Here is a 16816-nt window from a genome sequence, read left to right on the forward strand (position 1 = left end):
CGGCGGATGCGAAGCGCCGCGCGTTACGCGGTGAGGCCAGCGGGCAGCAGCGATTCGAAGATCTGCGTCGCGCGTCGCGCCTGGCGCTTGAGCGCGTAGTCGAACACGGCCGCCTGCTCCTGCATCATCTCGGCGATGATCGTCGAGTGGTCGGCGGGCGGCAGCGACAGATACGCATCGGCTTCGCCGTACGCATACTCGATGCGCATTCCGGACTTCTTCGCGATGTGCATCATCGTCGCGTTGCGCGACAGGCAGTGCATGTACAGCGTCGTGACGTGCGTGTTGCGGCTGCGGATCGCGGCGCGTTCGAACAGCTTCGAGCCGACGCCCTGGCCGCGCGCGCGTTCGAGCACCGACACGCCGAATTCGGCGGTGCGTTTGTCGCCTTCCGCGGGCAGGTAGGCGAGATGGCCGACGCCGATCAGTTCGAGCGCGTGATCGAACACGCCGAACACTGTGTCGCGGCCGAAGTCGATCGTGCGGACGTAGTTCTCGATCACGTGATCGGGCACCGCTTGACCGAAGCGCAGCAGACGATCGTCTTCGTCGAGCGCGAGAAAGTGGGTGAGCAGTTGTTGACGGTCGCCGGAAGCCAGTTCCCGAACGAGAACTGGCGCGGGACCGGCGACGCCGACCGCATCGGCAGGACGAAGGTCTGGCTTGTTCATCGTGGGTTCCTCAAAAAGACCGTGCAGCTGATTTGTGCAACGCAGCGCAATTTTAGCCGAACGGCCGTGCCGAGACTGGGGAAAACCCGGATATTCGTGTCGAGGTCGGACTCTAAATTCACCGTTTGGAGAATATAAGTTCCTGTTTTTATTGGTGTTTTAAGGATTTTTGACAGGGGTGTAGGCAAAGCGTCGCACTGTTACGTTGGCGCAACGCTTGCTGCTTTGCAATAAATCAGACGATTCAGCCGCCCAGGCCGTGCTCGATCATGCCGATCACCTGCTCGGCGAAGTCGCGATAGCCGAGGCGGCCGCCCGGCTTCAGCCATGTGAACGTCCAGTTGATCATCCCGAACACCATCATCGTCACGGGCGTCTGGTTGTCCTTCGAGATCCGCTCCGGATACGCGCGCGCGAGCTGGCGCGCAAATGCGGCGACGATGTCGCGCTGGCGGTCGAGGATGATCTGGCGCTGCGCGTCCTCGAGGTACTTCACGTCGTTCAGCAGCGCGACGTGGCGGCTGTGCGACGTCTCGTATTCGGCGAGGAACGCCCGCACGAGCTCGGCGAACGCCTCGCGCTCGGTGAGCCCGCGCCGCTGGCTCGCGCCCTCGACCTCGGCGATGATCAGCATCAGCCGCTTCGTGTAGCGGTCGAGCAGGTCGAACAGGATCGCTTCCTTGCCCTCGTAATAGTGATAAAGCCGCGCCTTCGACGTGCCGCTCGCGTTCGCGAGATCGGTCATCGACGTGCTCGGGTAGCTCGTCTGCGCAAACTTGGCGGCGGCGAGATCGAGGATCTGCTCGCGCTGGGATTCGTGATCGGGGGCTCGGGTGCGGGCCATGTGATTCGGTGCGTGATGCGGGGTCGGGTTAGCGGGGGACGGCGACGGCGGGCGCGACGCGCAGCGTCGCCGTCTTCAGATGGTCGATCGAATGGGGCGCGCCTTGCAGCTCGATGCGGCCGGCCGCCGCGAGCTCGCGGCAGCGCCAGAACGCGACAGTGTCGCCGACGAACAGGTGGCCGCGGTCGGCGAACGCCATCACGGCGCCGACCGTGCGCGCGGCGGGACCCCATTCGTCGGGCGCGTGCTCGAGCACGAGCGCGTCGATGTCCGCGTAGTGGCCGCCCTTGAACGTGTTGCAGATCCAGTAGCGCAGCTCGGCGTTCGCCTGCTTCGCTTCCTGCCATTCGAGCGCGAGCCGGCTGATCCGCAGCACCGAGATCGGCGCCGCTTCCGGCAGCTTCGCGAGGAGCTGGGCAGGCGAGAAGATGCCGGTGGCCGTCGCCTGGTCGGCGCGCAGCCGCACCCACGCCTGCGGATCGTCGATGTCCGCGCTCGACAGCCGCACCTCGTTGAGGCGCTGCGGCGCGTTGCGCAGATGGTAGGCGACGCGCCTCAGCATCAGCTGATCGGCGACGCTGTGCGCGTGCCAGACGACGATCTGGCCCGTGCCGGCCGCGAGCGTCTCGAATTTCGCGAAGTCGTCGCCGAGCCCGGCTGCCCAGTCTTGCTGCACGTCGCCCATCACGTGCTCCCAGAACGCCGCGCGGACGTCCGGCGTGTCGTCGGCGCCGCGCAGCGGGCCGACCGACAGATCGTCGAACAGTTCGACGACGCCTTCGTCGCGGCCCGCGTCGGCGAGCGCGATGCGAAGAGAAGCGGCGGCGGAGCCGCCCATGGTCACGTGGATAGTGCTCATTGGCCTGTCGTCAACATGAGAAAAGCCGCCCGGGAGCCGGCGCTTCGCGCGTCCGGCCTGCGGGCGGCCCCTAGTGTAAGCGAGATGGGCGGCGGCGAGTAACCGCGCGGCAAGACGCCGCCTATCGATCGTCGTAGCTGACGACGACCTTGTCGCTGACCGGATGGCATTGGCAGGTGAGCACGAAGCCGTCGGCGATTTCCTGCGGCTCGAGCGTGTAGTTCTTCTCCATCCGCACCTCGCCTTCGAGCACCTTCGCGCGGCACGTGCAGCAGACGCCGCCCTTGCACGCGTACGGCAGCGCGAGGCCCGCGCGCAGCCCGACGTCGAGGAGGCTCACGCCTTCGTACGGCAGGCGCAGCTTGCGCTTCTTGCCGTCGAGCACGATCTCGAGGTCGGCGGCGGGCGTGTCGTCGGTGATCTCGACGGCGGGCACGCCCGCCTGCGGCAGCGGCGTGCCGAAGCGCTCGACGTGCACCCGCTCGTGCGGCACGCCGGCCGCGGCGAGCGCGGCCTCGGCGGCGTCCATCATCGGCGCCGGGCCGCAGACGAATGCTTCGTCGATCGTCGCGGCGGGCACGAGCGAATCGAGGAACGCCGCGCATTTGGCCTGGTCGAGCACGCCGTTGAACAGCTCGATGTCCTGCAGGTCGTCCGACAGCACGTGATAGAGAACGAATCGCTCCATGAAGCGGTTCTTCAGATCCTCGAGCTCCTCGGCGAACATGATCGAGTCGACGCTGCGGTTGCCGTAGATCAGCGTGAACGCGCTCCGCGGCTCGAACTCGAGCGTCGTCTTGACGATCGCGAGCACGGGCGTGATCCCCGAGCCGCCCGCGAACGCGACGTACTGCTTGCCGTGGTCGGCGTTCAGGTGCGTGAAGAAGCGGCCGTCCGGCGTCATCACGTCGATCGTGTGACCGGGCTTGAGCGTATCGAACGCGAAGTTCGAGAAGCGGCCGCCGCGCACGCGCTTGATGCCGATGCGCAGCTCGCCGTCGCGGTCGTAGTCGGTCGTGCCGACGCAGATCGAGTACGAGCGGCGGGTTTCCTCGCCGTCGATGTGCGCCTTCAGCGTGACGAACTGGCCCTGCGTGAAGCGGTACGCATCGCGCAGCTCGGGCGGCACCTCGAACGACACCGTGACGGCGTCGGCGGTCTCGGGCCGCACGTCGCGGATGCGCAGCGGATGGAATTGCGGAGTCGCCATATCAATAAGGTTTGAAGTAGTCGAAGGGTTCGCGGCAGTCGACGCAGCGATAGAGCGCCTTGCACGCGGTCGACGCGAACTGCGCGAGCCGCTCGGTGTGCGCGGAGCCGCAGCGCGGACAGACGGGCGCGGCGAGCGGCTTCGGCATGAAGCGCACGACGCGCTGCGCGGGGGCGGCGCCGGTATCGCCGACGCTGCCGCAATGCCCGACGGGCGGCGCGATGCCGTAGGCGCGCAGCTTCTCGCGGGCGTCGGCGGTGATCCAGTCGGTCGTCCATGCGGGCGCGAGCACGGTCACGGTCCGGTGCGGCGCTACGCCGGCCTGCCGGAGCGCGGCGTCGATGTCCTCCGCGATCTGCTGCATCGCCGGGCAGCCGGAGTAGGTCGGCGTGATGACGACTTCGAGCATGCCGCCGGCGGCGCGGCGTACATCGCGCAGGATGCCGAGCTCGCGGATCGACACGACCGGGATTTCCGGATCGGGCACGGCTTCGAGCGCGTCCCACGCGCGGGCGACGAGCGGATCGTCGCCGTGCGCGGCGGCGCGGCCGGGGCGGTCGATGGCGGCGGCCGTTTGGTCGGGGGCGGATGCGGGGAGGGCGGACATCGTCTGGCTCCGTCGTTCGTCGTTCGTCGCGCCCGGGCCTACCAGGACGCGCCCGGATACTGGCGCGCGACGCTCTGCAGCTCCGCGAGCAGATAGCCCATGTGCTCGGAGTGCTCGCCGCGCTTGCCGGTCGGCACGTACTGGCCGGCCGCGGGCAGCGCGAGCGTCGCTTCGGCGAGCGTCGCGTCGACGTCCGCGCGCCATGCCGGCTCGAGCGACGCGATCGCCGGGCCGATGCCGGCCGCGGCCGCCGCGTCGTCGACGGCGTCCGCCGCGAAGAATTCGCGCGTGTACGGCGTCAGATAATCGAGCGCGGCGAGCGCGCGGCGATGCGATTCGTCGGTGCCGTCGCCGAAGCGGATCAGCCATTCGCGCGCGTGGTGCTCGTGATAGCGCGTCTCCTTCAGCGACTTCGCCGCGATGGCCGCGAGCTGCGCGTCGCTCGACGCCTCGAGCGCGCTCCAGACGTGCAGCATCAGCGTCGAATAGAAGAAGTTGCGCACGACGGTCACCGCATAGTCGAGCTCCGCATGCGCGGTGCCGCAGAGCGGGCCGTAGTGCGGCAGCTCGACGAATGTGTAGTTCGCGAATTCGCGCTCGGTGCGGAAGTACGCGTAGTCGTCCTCGGTCCGCGCGGCGCCGGTGAGCTGCCGCTCGAGCTCGGCTGCGTGCGTATACAGCAGGCGCGCCTGGCCGATCAGGTCGAGGCTCATGTTCGTGAGCGCGATGTCTTCCTCGAGGACCGGCCCGTGGCCGCACCATTCGGCGTTGCGCTGACCGAGGATCAGCGCGTTGTCGGCGAGGCGCAGCACGTAGGCGAGGTGTTGTGGGGTCGTCGTCATGGCCTGCCGCTCACATGTGGTTGACTTCGTCGGGCAGCGTGTAGAACGTCGGATGGCGATAGATCTTGTCGCCCGCCGGTTCGAACATTTCCGCCTTTTCGTTCGGATCGGACGCGGTGATCGCCGCCGACGGCACGACCCAGATGCTCACGCCTTCCTGGCGGCGGGTATAGACGTCGCGCGCCATGCGCAGCGCCATCGACGCGTCGGCCGCGTGCAGGCTTCCGCAGTGCTTGTGGTCGAGCCCTTGCTTGCTGCGCACGAAAACTTCCCAGATCGGCCATTCTTTGTTCATCGCTTTCTCCTGAATCTCCTGAATACGGATGGCGGCGTCGCGCGTCATGCCGCTTGCTGCTGCGCGCGGCGGCGCTTTTCCTCGTGCGCGAGTGCGGCTTCGCGGACCCACGCGCCGTTGTCGTGCGCCTTCACGCGGGTCGCGAGGCGCTCCCTGTTGCACGGGCCGTCGCCGTTGACGACGCGCCAGAATTCGTCCCAGTCGAGCGCGCCGTAGTCGAAATGGCCGCGCGCGTCGTTCCACTTGAGATCGGGATCGGGCAGCGTGACGCCGAGCACCTTGGCCTGCTCGACTGTCGCGTCGACGAACTTCTGCCGCAGGTCGTCGTTCGAGATCCGCTTGATCCCCCATTTGGCCGACTGGTTGCTGTGGACGGAATTGGCATCGGGCGGGCCGAACATCATCAGCACGGGCCGCCACCAGCGGTTCACCGCGTCCTGCACCATCGCGCGCTGCGCGTCGGTGCCCTTCATCATCGCGAGCAGTGCGTCGAAGCCTTGCCGCTGATGGAACGATTCCTCCTTGCAGACGCGGATCATCGCGCGCGCGTACGGGCCGTACGTGCAGCGGCAGAGCGGAATCTGGTTCATGATCGCGGCGCCGTCGACGAGCCAGCCGATCACGCCGACGTCCGCCCATGTGAGGGTCGGGTAATTGAAGATGCTCGAATACTTGGCCTTGCCCGCGTGCAGCGCGTCGATCAGCGCGTCGCGAGATACCCCGAGCGTTTCCGCGGCGCTATATAGATAGAGGCCGTGACCGGCTTCGTCCTGGACCTTCGCAAGCAGGATCGCCTTGCGCTTCAGGCTCGGCGCGCGCGTGATCCAGTTGCCTTCCGGCAGCATGCCGACGACTTCCGAATGCGCGTGCTGCGAAATCTGCCGAACGAGCGTCTTGCGGTATGCGTCGGGCATCCAGTCCTGCGGTTCGATCTTGCCGTCGGCGGCGATGACGGCATCGAATCCGGCCTGTTCGGGCGAATCGGCGGCGGCATCGAGCGGCGCGACGTTGCCGGGGATGTCGAGGGATTGCGTGTACATGGCGATGTTCTCGTCCAGGTGGAATGTTCACGCAGTATAAGCCAACCGACCGGTCGGTTAATAGATCATTTTAGCGGAGGCACGAGATTCGCGGATCGGGCGACGGCGATTTGCCGCGGGTGGAGTGCAGGTTCCGCAGAAGGAATGCGCCGTGCTGCGGGGTGGGCGTCCGAATTCTGTTCCGGAATGTCCGAACCCCGAACCCCGAACCCCGAACCCCGAACCCCGAACCCCCGAACCCCCGAACCCCCGAACCCCCGAACCCCGAACCCCGAACCCCGAACCCCGAACCCCGAACCCCGAACCCCGAACCCCGAACCCCGAACCCCGAACCCCGAACCCCGACTCGCGGGATTAGTGGACTGCTGGTCAGCAGTCAGCGGTCCGAGAACCGACAAGCCGGCGCCGAGTGTTGTTCTCCCCCGTTCAATAGAGCGCGCGAATCGACATCAGGCACAATCCGAAGCTTTGCTGCGAGGAGTTTCGAATGACGTCCCGACGTGGGCTTTCCGCTCTTTCATGCTGTTTCGCTTTGGTCGCATCACAGGCGGCGAGCGCCGCGCAAGCCGCCGCGCCGACCCAGCCAACCCGCTGGGTCGCGTCATGGGCGACGGCGCTGCAGCCGATTCCGGATCTCCCGGCACCGCCGCCGCTGTATCGCGCACCGGACGTCGCGGGCCGCACCGTCCGCCAGATCGTCTATCCGACGCTCTCGGGACGGGCGATCCGTGTGCGCGTGAGCAATGCGTATGGCAAGGCGCCCCTCGTGATCGGCGAGGCGAGCATTGGCCGCTCGGCGGGCGGCGCCGCGGTGACGGCCGGCCGTTCGGCGGCGGTGACGTTCGGCGGGCGACGCGAGGTCGAGGTGCCGGCTGGTCAGGAGCGGGAAAGCGATCCTGTCGCGTACGACGTGACGGCCGGCGAACCATACGCACTCAGTCTATATATGGGTGGCCGCCAGGCGATGACGGTTTGGCACCGTGTCGCGAATCAGGTCAATTACGTATCCACGCCGGGCAATCATGCGGGCGATGCGGCGCCCGACGCATACCGGACGCGCTTCACGCAGTCCGCCTGGGTGGCCGAGCTCTCGGTCGAGGCGGCGCAGCCGGGCGCGGCGATGATTGCGGCTGTGGGCGATTCGATCACCGACGGCTTGCGCTCGAGCCTGAACCGCAATCGGCGCTGGCCGGACGCGTTCGCGGCCCGCCTCGAGCGCGCGGGGGAGCGCAACATCGGCGTGGTGAATCTCGGCATCAGTGGGAACCGGCTGCTGAGCGACTCCCGCTGCTACGGCGTCGCGCTCGAGCGCCGTTTCGAGCGTGACGTGCTGATGCGCGCCGGCGTGAAGGTCGCGGTGCTGCTGATCGGCATCAACGACATCAATTTCGCGACGATGCCCGCCCGTTCGGGGCTCGATTGCGACGCACCGCACACGCAGGTCGACGTGCAGTCGCTGATCGAGGGGTACCGCCGGGTGATTGCAGCTGCGCATGCGCGCGGTGTCGCGGTGTTCGGTGCGACGCTGACGCCGGCGTCGTTGCCGCCTGCGCGCGAGACGATCCGCCGCCAGGTCAACGAGTGGATTCGGACGTCGGGTGCGTTCGACGGCGTGGTGGATTTCGACGCCGCGCTGCGCGACCCGGCGAAGCCGTCGGAGCTGCAGCGCCGCTATAACAGCGGCGACGGTATTCACCCGAGCGATGCGGGGTATGCGGCGATGGCCGACGCGGTGCCGCTGGAGCGATTGGTGGCCGCTGCCGGACGCTGATGAACGCGCTGTATCGACGTGGTGCGCCACGCCGATACAAGAAATTTAATGAGGCCCTTAAAAAGTGCTTGCGCGAAAGCGGAATGGTGCCTAGAATCACGCCTCTTTCGCGGTAACGGTGACGGGACGCGAGAGGGGAAGCGGGAAGAAGATCCAGGCGGTGCGCGGCGAGGCGGTAAAAAAGTCGTTGACGCGCTGCGAATAAGTGATCATAATCTCATTTCTCTGCTGCAGACAACGCAGCGCTGCTGAGAAGGCGGTCCGAAGTAGGAAGTGCTTCTCGCAGATGTGCTCTTTAACAATGAACAGCCGATAAGTGTGGGCGCTTGATGGGGCGGACGATCTACGGATCGAAAGCGAAAGTATCAAGAGTCTCACACGAAAGTAAGTCAGGTTTGTGAAGCAATTCACGACCTGTCAGCTTTGAGTGAGCGACCGGTTGGAAACAACCGAAAACAGTAACAGGTTTGAACTGAAGAGTTTGATCCTGGCTCAGATTGAACGCTGGCGGCATGCCTTACACATGCAAGTCGAACGGCAGCACGGGTGCTTGCACCTGGTGGCGAGTGGCGAACGGGTGAGTAATACATCGGAACATGTCCTGTAGTGGGGGATAGCCCGGCGAAAGCCGGATTAATACCGCATACGATCTGAGGATGAAAGCGGGGGACCTTCGGGCCTCGCGCTATAGGGTTGGCCGATGGCTGATTAGCTAGTTGGTGGGGTAAAGGCCTACCAAGGCGACGATCAGTAGCTGGTCTGAGAGGACGACCAGCCACACTGGGACTGAGACACGGCCCAGACTCCTACGGGAGGCAGCAGTGGGGAATTTTGGACAATGGGCGCAAGCCTGATCCAGCAATGCCGCGTGTGTGAAGAAGGCCTTCGGGTTGTAAAGCACTTTTGTCCGGAAAGAAATCCTACCGACTAATACTGGGTGGGGATGACGGTACCGGAAGAATAAGCACCGGCTAACTACGTGCCAGCAGCCGCGGTAATACGTAGGGTGCGAGCGTTAATCGGAATTACTGGGCGTAAAGCGTGCGCAGGCGGTTTGTTAAGACCGATGTGAAATCCCCGGGCTCAACCTGGGAACTGCATTGGTGACTGGCAAGCTAGAGTATGGCAGAGGGGGGTAGAATTCCACGTGTAGCAGTGAAATGCGTAGAGATGTGGAGGAATACCGATGGCGAAGGCAGCCCCCTGGGCCAATACTGACGCTCATGCACGAAAGCGTGGGGAGCAAACAGGATTAGATACCCTGGTAGTCCACGCCCTAAACGATGTCAACTAGTTGTTGGGGATTCATTTCCTTAGTAACGTAGCTAACGCGTGAAGTTGACCGCCTGGGGAGTACGGTCGCAAGATTAAAACTCAAAGGAATTGACGGGGACCCGCACAAGCGGTGGATGATGTGGATTAATTCGATGCAACGCGAAAAACCTTACCTACCCTTGACATGGTCGGAATCCTGCTGAGAGGTGGGAGTGCTCGAAAGAGAACCGATACACAGGTGCTGCATGGCTGTCGTCAGCTCGTGTCGTGAGATGTTGGGTTAAGTCCCGCAACGAGCGCAACCCTTGTCCTTAGTTGCTACGCAAGAGCACTCTAAGGAGACTGCCGGTGACAAACCGGAGGAAGGTGGGGATGACGTCAAGTCCTCATGGCCCTTATGGGTAGGGCTTCACACGTCATACAATGGTCGGAACAGAGGGTCGCCAACCCGCGAGGGGGAGCCAATCCCAGAAAACCGATCGTAGTCCGGATTGCACTCTGCAACTCGAGTGCATGAAGCTGGAATCGCTAGTAATCGCGGATCAGCATGCCGCGGTGAATACGTTCCCGGGTCTTGTACACACCGCCCGTCACACCATGGGAGTGGGTTTTACCAGAAGTGGCTAGTCTAACCGCAAGGAGGACGGTCACCACGGTAGGATTCATGACTGGGGTGAAGTCGTAACAAGGTAGCCGTATCGGAAGGTGCGGCTGGATCACCTCCTTTCTCGAGCTTAACCGCTGCGTTGAGCGCTCACGCTTATCGGCTGTAAATTTAGGACAGGCTCAGGGGTCTGTAGCTCAGTCGGTTAGAGCACCGTCTTGATAAGGCGGGGGTCGTTGGTTCGAATCCAACCAGACCCACCAAGTTGTCTGGCGCAGGGAACCTGGGTGAAGTCTCGGTATGGGGGCATAGCTCAGCTGGGAGAGCACCTGCTTTGCAAGCAGGGGGTCGTCGGTTCGATCCCGTCTGCCTCCACCAATCTTCAATGGGAAGCGTTTGGATCACACGAAAGTGACGTGTGAGACGAGCATTTGCCATTGGCGATTGAGCCAGTCAGAGTGATATGAGTAACACCATATCGGCTGTCGTTCTTTAACAATCTGGAAGAAGCAAGTAATTTGGATAGCGGAAGCGTCTTGAGATGGACGTGGAAGTTATCCGGGTTGTGATTGTATCGAAGTATCTCAAGATGATTCGAACTTCATTGTTCGGCTCGATTTTGGAATACGGCACACACGTAGTGTGGGCTCCGCGTAAGTGCTAAAGCACTAACGCTGAGCGACACGCGAGAACTCAACCTGTAGCGACTGTCGAAGAGACAGACTCGTTATAGGGTCAAGCGAACAAGTGCATGTGGTGGATGCCTTGGCGATCACAGGCGATGAAGGACGCGGTAGCCTGCGAAAAGCTACGGGGAGCTGGCAAACGAGCTTTGATCCGTAGATGTCCGAATGGGGAAACCCACTCCGAATGGAGTATCCATAGCTGAATACATAGGCTATGTGAGGCGAACGCGGTGAACTGAAACATCTAAGTAACCGCAGGAAAAGAAATCAACCGAGATTCCCAAAGTAGTGGCGAGCGAAATGGGAAGAGCCTGTACTCTTTATTTGTATTGTTAGCCGAACGCTCTGGAAAGTGCGGCCATAGCAGGTGATAGCCCTGTAGGCGAAAACAGTATGAAAGAACTAGGTGTACGACAAGTAGGGCGGGACACGTGAAATCCTGTCTGAAGATGGGGGGACCATCCTCCAAGGCTAAATACTCGTGATCGACCGATAGTGAACCAGTACCGTGAGGGAAAGGCGAAAAGAACCCCGGGAGGGGAGTGAAATAGATCCTGAAACCGCATGCATACAAACAGTCGGAGCCTCGCAAGGGGTGACGGCGTACCTTTTGTATAATGGGTCAGCGACTTACGTTCAGTAGCAAGCTTAACCGAATAGGGCAGGCGTAGCGAAAGCGAGTCCGAATAGGGCGTTCAGTTGCTGGGCGTAGACCCGAAACCAAGTGATCTATCCATGGCCAGGATGAAGGTGCGGTAACACGTACTGGAGGTCCGAACCCACTAACGTTGAAAAGTTAGGGGATGAGCTGTGGATAGGGGTGAAAGGCTAAACAAACTTGGAAATAGCTGGTTCTCTCCGAAAACTATTTAGGTAGTGCCTCGTGTCTCACCTTCGGGGGTAGAGCACTGTCATGGTTGGGGGGTCTATTGCAGATTACCCCGCCATAGCAAACTCCGAATACCGAAGAGTGCAATCACGGGAGACAGACATCGGGTGCTAACGTCCGGTGTCAAGAGGGAAACAACCCAGACCGCCAGCTAAGGTCCCCAAATATAGCTAAGTGGGAAACGAAGTGGGAAGGCTAAAACAGTCAGGAGGTTGGCTTAGAAGCAGCCACCCTTTAAAGAAAGCGTAATAGCTCACTGATCGAGTCGTCCTGCGCGGAAGATGTAACGGGGCTAAGCTATATACCGAAGCTGCGGATGCGAGCTTTGCTCGCATGGTAGGAGAGCGTTCCGTAAGCCTGCGAAGGTGCGTTGAAAAGCGTGCTGGAGGTATCGGAAGTGCGAATGCTGACATGAGTAGCGATAAAGGGGGTGAAAGGCCCCCTCGCCGTAAGCCCAAGGTTTCCTACGCAACGTTCATCGGCGTAGGGTGAGTCGGCCCCTAAGGCGAGGCAGAAATGCGTAGCTGATGGGAAGCAGGTCAATATTCCTGCACCATTGTTAAATGCGATGGGGGGACGGATCGCGGAAGGTTGTCCGGGTGTTGGAAGTCCCGGTCGCTGCATTGGAGAAGGCACTTAGGCAAATCCGGGTGCGGAATTCAAGGGTGTGGCGCGAGCGACTTAGGTCGCGAAGCAATTGGAAGTGGTTCCAAGAAAAGCCTCTAAGCTTCAGTTTAACAATGACCGTACCGCAAACCGACACAGGTGGGCGAGATGAGTATTCTAAGGCGCTTGAGAGAACTCGGGAGAAGGAACTCGGCAAATTGGTACCGTAACTTCGGGATAAGGTACGCCCTGGTAGCTTGACCCCCCTGCGGGGGAAGGGTGAAGGGGTTGCAATAAACTGGTGGCTGCGACTGTTTAATAAAAACACAGCACTCTGCAAACACGAAAGTGGACGTATAGGGTGTGACGCCTGCCCGGTGCCGGAAGATTAAATGATGGGGTGCAAGCTCTTGATTGAAGTCCCGGTAAACGGCGGCCGTAACTATAACGGTCCTAAGGTAGCGAAATTCCTTGTCGGGTAAGTTCCGACCTGCACGAATGGCGTAACGATGGCCACACTGTCTCCTCCCGAGACTCAGCGAAGTTGAAGTGTTTGTGATGATGCAATCTACCCGCGGCTAGACGGAAAGACCCCATGAACCTTTACTGTAGCTTTGCATTGGACTTTGAACCGATCTGTGTAGGATAGGTGGGAGGCTATGAAACCGGAACGCTAGTTTCGGTGGAGCCGTCCTTGAAATACCACCCTGGTTTGTTTGAGGTTCTAACCTTGGCCCGTGATCCGGGTCGGGGACAGTGCATGGTAGGCAGTTTGACTGGGGCGGTCTCCTCCCAAAGCGTAACGGAGGAGTACGAAGGTACGCTAGGTACGGTCGGAAATCGTGCTGATAGTGCAATGGCATAAGCGTGCTTAACTGCGAGACCGACAAGTCGAGCAGGTGCGAAAGCAGGTCATAGTGATCCGGTGGTTCTGTATGGAAGGGCCATCGCTCAACGGATAAAAGGTACTCTGGGGATAACAGGCTGATACCGCCCAAGAGTTCATATCGACGGCGGTGTTTGGCACCTCGATGTCGGCTCATCTCATCCTGGGGCTGTAGCCGGTCCCAAGGGTATGGCTGTTCGCCATTTAAAGAGGTACGTGAGCTGGGTTTAAAACGTCGTGAGACAGTTTGGTCCCTATCTGCCGTGGGCGTTGGAAGTTTGAAGGGGGCTGCTCCTAGTACGAGAGGACCGGAGTGGACGAACCTCTGGTGTACCGGTTGTGACGCCAGTCGCATCGCCGGGTAGCTATGTTCGGAAGAGATAACCGCTGAAAGCATCTAAGCGGGAAACTCGCCTTAAGATGAGACTTCCCCGGGGACTTGATCCCCTTGAAGGGTCGTTCGAGACCAGGACGTTGATAGGTCGGGTGTGTAAGCGCAGTAATGCGTTCAGCTAACCGATACTAATTGCCCGTAAGGCTTGATCCTATAACAAGTCTGTTTCGACAGTCGTTAGCGCTTCAGCGCTTTACGAATGTCGAACGTCGAGTGTGAAGCACTCGACGTACTGCGGTTGAAGTACCGCGTACGTGTGAGATACAACCTCACAACCCCAGGATTACTGCTTCTTCCCAGATTGGTCGCGTTGCGAAGCAGCGCGACAACCCTCTTTGCCTGATGACCATAGCGAGTCGGTCCCACCCCTTCCCATCCCGAACAGGACCGTGAAACGACTCTACGCCGATGATAGTGCGGATTGCCCGTGTGAAAGTAGGTAATCGTCAGGCTCCCCCTCTCAAAACCCCCGCCCTGTCAGGCGGGGGTTTTGTCTTTCTTGCGCTCGCATCACGCGGATGGCCTCGGCCTGCCGCCCACGACTCCCCCCGCCACGCCGCCGGACAGCGCCCCTCTTCTTACCCAAGCTTCTGCTCCAGTCAGGCACCAACGTACGGCTTGGCCGCCCGGCCGTGTAGATTGTCAATTACGATGGCTGCCCGAGCGACAACTATCTTGACTGGTCGGCGGAGTGAGTTGCCGCTCCTTCCGATTCTGGTTGGGGTAATTGACGTCGCCGCGCGCTTGTTGTCGGCGCTGCGACGTTGGTAGCTTTCCACGTTCAACTCGAAGATCATCGAGTGGTGGACGAGACGATCGATGGCGGCCACCGCCTAATTCGGTCAACGGTCGATAAACCTCACGCTGAGGCGTCGTGCAGGGACACTTTTCCTGCCGTCTTAATTTTGGCAGCCTAGGGAACCGCCGTTTTTCCTCCTTTGTTTGGACGCTTGCCGGCGACGGCTGTCAGGCATCGCAATCGTCAGCTCCAGGCGCCTATTGGCTTCAGGCGAAGGAGAAGGGTGGCTGAGTCAAGAAAATTCGCTTAAAAACTCTAACAAAATGAGTGTTTGGGGGCTGTTAACCCGCCGCGCGTTTTGTTAACCTCTTCGTTGTTTCGCTGACGAGGAGGCCATGGCCAAACCGATACTCGATGACGAACTGTGGTCACTGATCCAACCACTGCTGCCTCCACCGAAGTCACGCCGTACGCGATACCCGGGCCGCAAGCCGCTGGACGATCGCGCCGTGCTGACCGGCATCCTGTTTGTGCTGCAATCCGGTATTCCCTGGGAAATGCTTCCGCAGGAAATGGGCTGCGGCTCGGGCATGAGCTGCTGGCGCAGACTGCGCGACTGGCAACAGGCGGGCGTCTGGGACCGGCTGCACGAAGTATTGCTGGCGAAACTTCGTGCAGCCGATCGCATCGACTGGTCGCGTGTGGTTATCGATTCGTCCTCCATTCGTGCAGTGGGATCGGGTCAAAAACAGGACCCAATCCCACTGATCGGGCGCGACCCGGTTCAAAGCACCATCTCGTTACCGAAGCGCAGGGCATCCCGCTCGCGCTGATCCTCACGGGTGCCAATCGCAACGACGTCACCCAACTGCTGCCTCTGATCGAGGCCATTCCGCCCATTCGTGGCAAGCGCGGGAGGCCTCTGTCAAAGCCCGTCGTTGTGCAGGCCGATCGCGGTTACGACCACGACAAATATCGTAAGCCCTTGCACGCTGCCGGTATCGCCACGCAGATCGCACGCCGTGGTGAGCCCCACGGCAGCGGCCTCGGCAAGACCCGGTGGGTCGTCGAGCGCACCTTCGCGTGGCTGCACAACTTCAGACGCCTGCGCATTCGATTCGAGCGCCTTGCCTCCATACACGAGGCGTTCATGAAAATCGCCGCCTGCATCATTTGCTGGCGACACCTCCAAAAATCATTCTGTTAGCGCTTCTTAGCCCAGAATACCGGGGCGTTTCCTCCGAGCAGTTCTATTGGAAGACCGACGCGCATGCACGACCAAGAAAGACCGAAATCGGATTCCCAACGTTTCTGGCGGTGAATGAAGATGCCGCATCGATTCGGATTTGCTCCCGGCGGCCTCGTCGTGACGAAAGATATCACTCGGCAAGCGGTGACCCCGACGCATGCGTGAGCGCTGCACCGCGATTACACGTCGAACATCGCTCACCTATCGCCGTGGGAACCCCTCAGGGATAGCGCTTTCTACCCCTCTCCTTGATCGACGCGTGGCTCGTCGATCTGGCGCGAGAGAACGAGGCGCAATCCGTGCTGCATTTGCTCCTGTTTCGGGCCGAAGATGGCGCTGTTATCGGAGCTTGCCACTTTACGAACATCGTGCGCAGGCTGCTTCAGGCATGCCACCTCGGATTTTCTGTCGATCAGGCGCTGCAGGGGCGAGGGTTGATGCAGGTGGGACTGCGAATCGCGACCGAGCATGTGTTCGGCGTGCTACGCCTGCATCGCATCATGGCGAATTACCGTCCCGAAAACGTGCGTAGGGGCCGACTTCTTGCTCGGTTGGGCTTCGAGAGCGAGGGCTTTGCGCATCGCTATCTTCGGATAAACGGCTGATGAGCGGACCACGTGCTGACGTCGCTGATCAATCCCGCGAGTGATGATTCATATATGGAGCTCGATCATTGATCGCCGGCTTTTGCCGTTCGAGCGATTTCTTTTGTGCTTGTCGCTGTTCGGCACTTGGCGGCCCCCTTCCAACACCGTATGATTCAGGTCTCCCGTTTTCCGGCGCGTTTCTTGCCGGGCAGGCGGAAGCGACGAAAGGTGGTACCAGACGTTCCCGTTCGGTTCAGTAACGCGCATAGATGGCCCCGTTGCCGGTGCGATGGCAACTGAAAAGCGGCGGCGCAGGTTGGACGGCATCGGCGCGCTCGAAGAAGATGCAAATAATCTCAACGAAGCGCTTGACACGAGTTCGATGTACCCCCATAATCGTCAGTTCTCTACGGAGGGGTGCCCGAGTGGCTAAAGGGGGCAGACTGTAAATCTGTTGGCTTACGCCTACGTTGGTTCGAATCCAACCTCCTCCACCAAGACATAAGCACAGAGCGGTATAGGGAATCGTTGCTGGCCCTTGCGGGTGTAGCTCAATGGTAGAGCAGAAGCCTTCCAAGCTTACGACGAGGGTTCGATTCCCTTCACCCGCTCCAGTTCAGGCAGTTGAAGCGTAAGGCGCCCATGTGGCTCAGTGGTAGAGCACTCCCTTGGTAAGGGAGAGGTCGGCAGTTCGATCCTGCCCATGGGCACCAGTGAAGTAGTCAGTGTCTGTTTGCGCGCGGCGCAACATGTGAAATTCCT

At 61.2% G+C, this 16816-nt stretch carries 11 protein-coding genes, 5 tRNA genes and 3 rRNA genes; 11 read left to right on the forward strand and 8 right to left on the reverse strand.

The window, feature by feature from the left end; genetic code table 11:
- Nucleotides 1-23 precede the first annotated feature (23 nt).
- The 8 genes from BG90_RS08780 to paaA form a co-directional block, all read right to left on the reverse strand.
- Nucleotides 24-671, reverse strand: coding sequence for a GNAT family N-acetyltransferase (locus tag BG90_RS08780; RefSeq protein WP_010106994.1), 648 nt, complete (start codon nt 669-671; stop codon nt 24-26).
- A gap of 244 nt (nt 672-915) precedes the next feature.
- Complete coding sequence (locus BG90_RS08785) at nt 916-1515, reverse strand: TetR/AcrR family transcriptional regulator (RefSeq protein WP_009888231.1); 600 nt, start codon at nt 1513-1515, stop codon at nt 916-918.
- Nucleotides 1516-1543: 28 nt separating this feature from the next.
- Nucleotides 1544-2374, reverse strand: coding sequence for a DUF1835 domain-containing protein (locus BG90_RS08790; protein ID WP_025990035.1), 831 nt, complete (start codon nt 2372-2374; stop codon nt 1544-1546).
- A 121-nt stretch (nt 2375-2495) separates the two neighbouring features.
- Nucleotides 2496-3584, reverse strand: coding sequence for a 1,2-phenylacetyl-CoA epoxidase subunit PaaE (gene paaE / locus BG90_RS08795; protein WP_010117331.1), 1089 nt, complete (start codon nt 3582-3584; stop codon nt 2496-2498).
- Nucleotide 3585: 1 nt separating this feature from the next.
- The gene (gene paaD / locus BG90_RS08800) at nt 3586-4191 is read right to left on the reverse strand and encodes a 1,2-phenylacetyl-CoA epoxidase subunit PaaD (protein ID WP_010117330.1); all 606 of its coding nucleotides are present in this window, start codon (nt 4189-4191) and stop codon (nt 3586-3588) included.
- Nucleotides 4192-4229: 38 nt separating this feature from the next.
- Nucleotides 4230-5033 carry a 1,2-phenylacetyl-CoA epoxidase subunit PaaC gene (paaC, locus tag BG90_RS08805; RefSeq protein WP_010117329.1) on the reverse strand — a complete coding sequence of 268 codons (804 nt, stop codon included), beginning with the start codon at nt 5031-5033 and terminating at the stop codon, nt 4230-4232.
- 10 nt (nt 5034-5043) lie between these two features.
- Nucleotides 5044-5328 (reverse strand): 1,2-phenylacetyl-CoA epoxidase subunit PaaB, encoded by a 285-nt coding sequence (gene paaB / locus BG90_RS08810; RefSeq protein ID WP_006023751.1) that lies wholly within the window; start codon nt 5326-5328, stop codon nt 5044-5046.
- Nucleotides 5329-5372: 44 nt separating this feature from the next.
- Complete coding sequence (gene paaA / locus BG90_RS08815) at nt 5373-6368, reverse strand: 1,2-phenylacetyl-CoA epoxidase subunit PaaA (protein ID WP_010117328.1); 996 nt, start codon at nt 6366-6368, stop codon at nt 5373-5375.
- 487 nt (nt 6369-6855) lie between these two features.
- On the opposite strand from paaA, the gene BG90_RS08820 reads away from it, so the two are divergent.
- The 11 genes from BG90_RS08820 (at nt 6856) to BG90_RS08875 (ending at nt 16767) form a co-directional block, all read left to right on the forward strand.
- Nucleotides 6856-8139 carry an SGNH/GDSL hydrolase family protein gene (locus BG90_RS08820; RefSeq protein ID WP_025990034.1) on the forward strand — a complete coding sequence of 428 codons (1284 nt, stop codon included), beginning with the start codon at nt 6856-6858 and terminating at the stop codon, nt 8137-8139.
- Between the two features lie 469 nt (nt 8140-8608).
- Nucleotides 8609-10141, forward strand: a 16S ribosomal RNA gene (locus BG90_RS08830).
- Nucleotides 10142-10204: 63 nt separating this feature from the next.
- Nucleotides 10205-10281 (forward strand) — tRNA-Ile (locus tag BG90_RS08835).
- A gap of 39 nt (nt 10282-10320) precedes the next feature.
- Nucleotides 10321-10396: transfer RNA gene (locus tag BG90_RS08840), tRNA-Ala, on the forward strand.
- 355 nt (nt 10397-10751) lie between these two features.
- Nucleotides 10752-13632: ribosomal RNA gene (locus BG90_RS08845) — 23S ribosomal RNA — on the forward strand.
- Between the two features lie 185 nt (nt 13633-13817).
- Nucleotides 13818-13931 (forward strand): 5S ribosomal RNA (gene rrf / locus BG90_RS08850).
- The 16S, 23S and 5S rRNA genes sit together here with 2 tRNA genes alongside, the layout of an rRNA operon.
- Before the next feature lie 682 nt (nt 13932-14613).
- A protein-coding gene (locus tag BG90_RS32345) for an IS5 family transposase (protein ID WP_181911579.1) occupies nt 14614-15425 on the forward strand; the annotation gives its coding sequence in 2 pieces (ribosomal slippage) (nt 14614-14962 and nt 14962-15425; 813 coding nt in all).
- 290 nt (nt 15426-15715) lie between these two features.
- Entirely contained in the window at nt 15716-16072 is a 357-nt protein-coding gene (locus tag BG90_RS08860; protein WP_010122024.1) for a GNAT family N-acetyltransferase, read from the forward strand.
- Between the two features lie 393 nt (nt 16073-16465).
- Nucleotides 16466-16551 (forward strand) — tRNA-Tyr (locus BG90_RS08865).
- Nucleotides 16552-16594: 43 nt separating this feature from the next.
- A tRNA-Gly gene (locus BG90_RS08870) sits at nt 16595-16668 on the forward strand.
- Between the two features lie 24 nt (nt 16669-16692).
- Nucleotides 16693-16767, forward strand: a tRNA-Thr gene (locus BG90_RS08875).
- Nucleotides 16768-16816: the final 49 nt, after the last annotated feature.

It is taken from the genome of Burkholderia oklahomensis C6786 (genome assembly GCF_000959365.1).
In the GTDB taxonomy this organism is placed as follows: Bacteria; Pseudomonadota; Gammaproteobacteria; order Burkholderiales; family Burkholderiaceae; genus Burkholderia; species Burkholderia oklahomensis.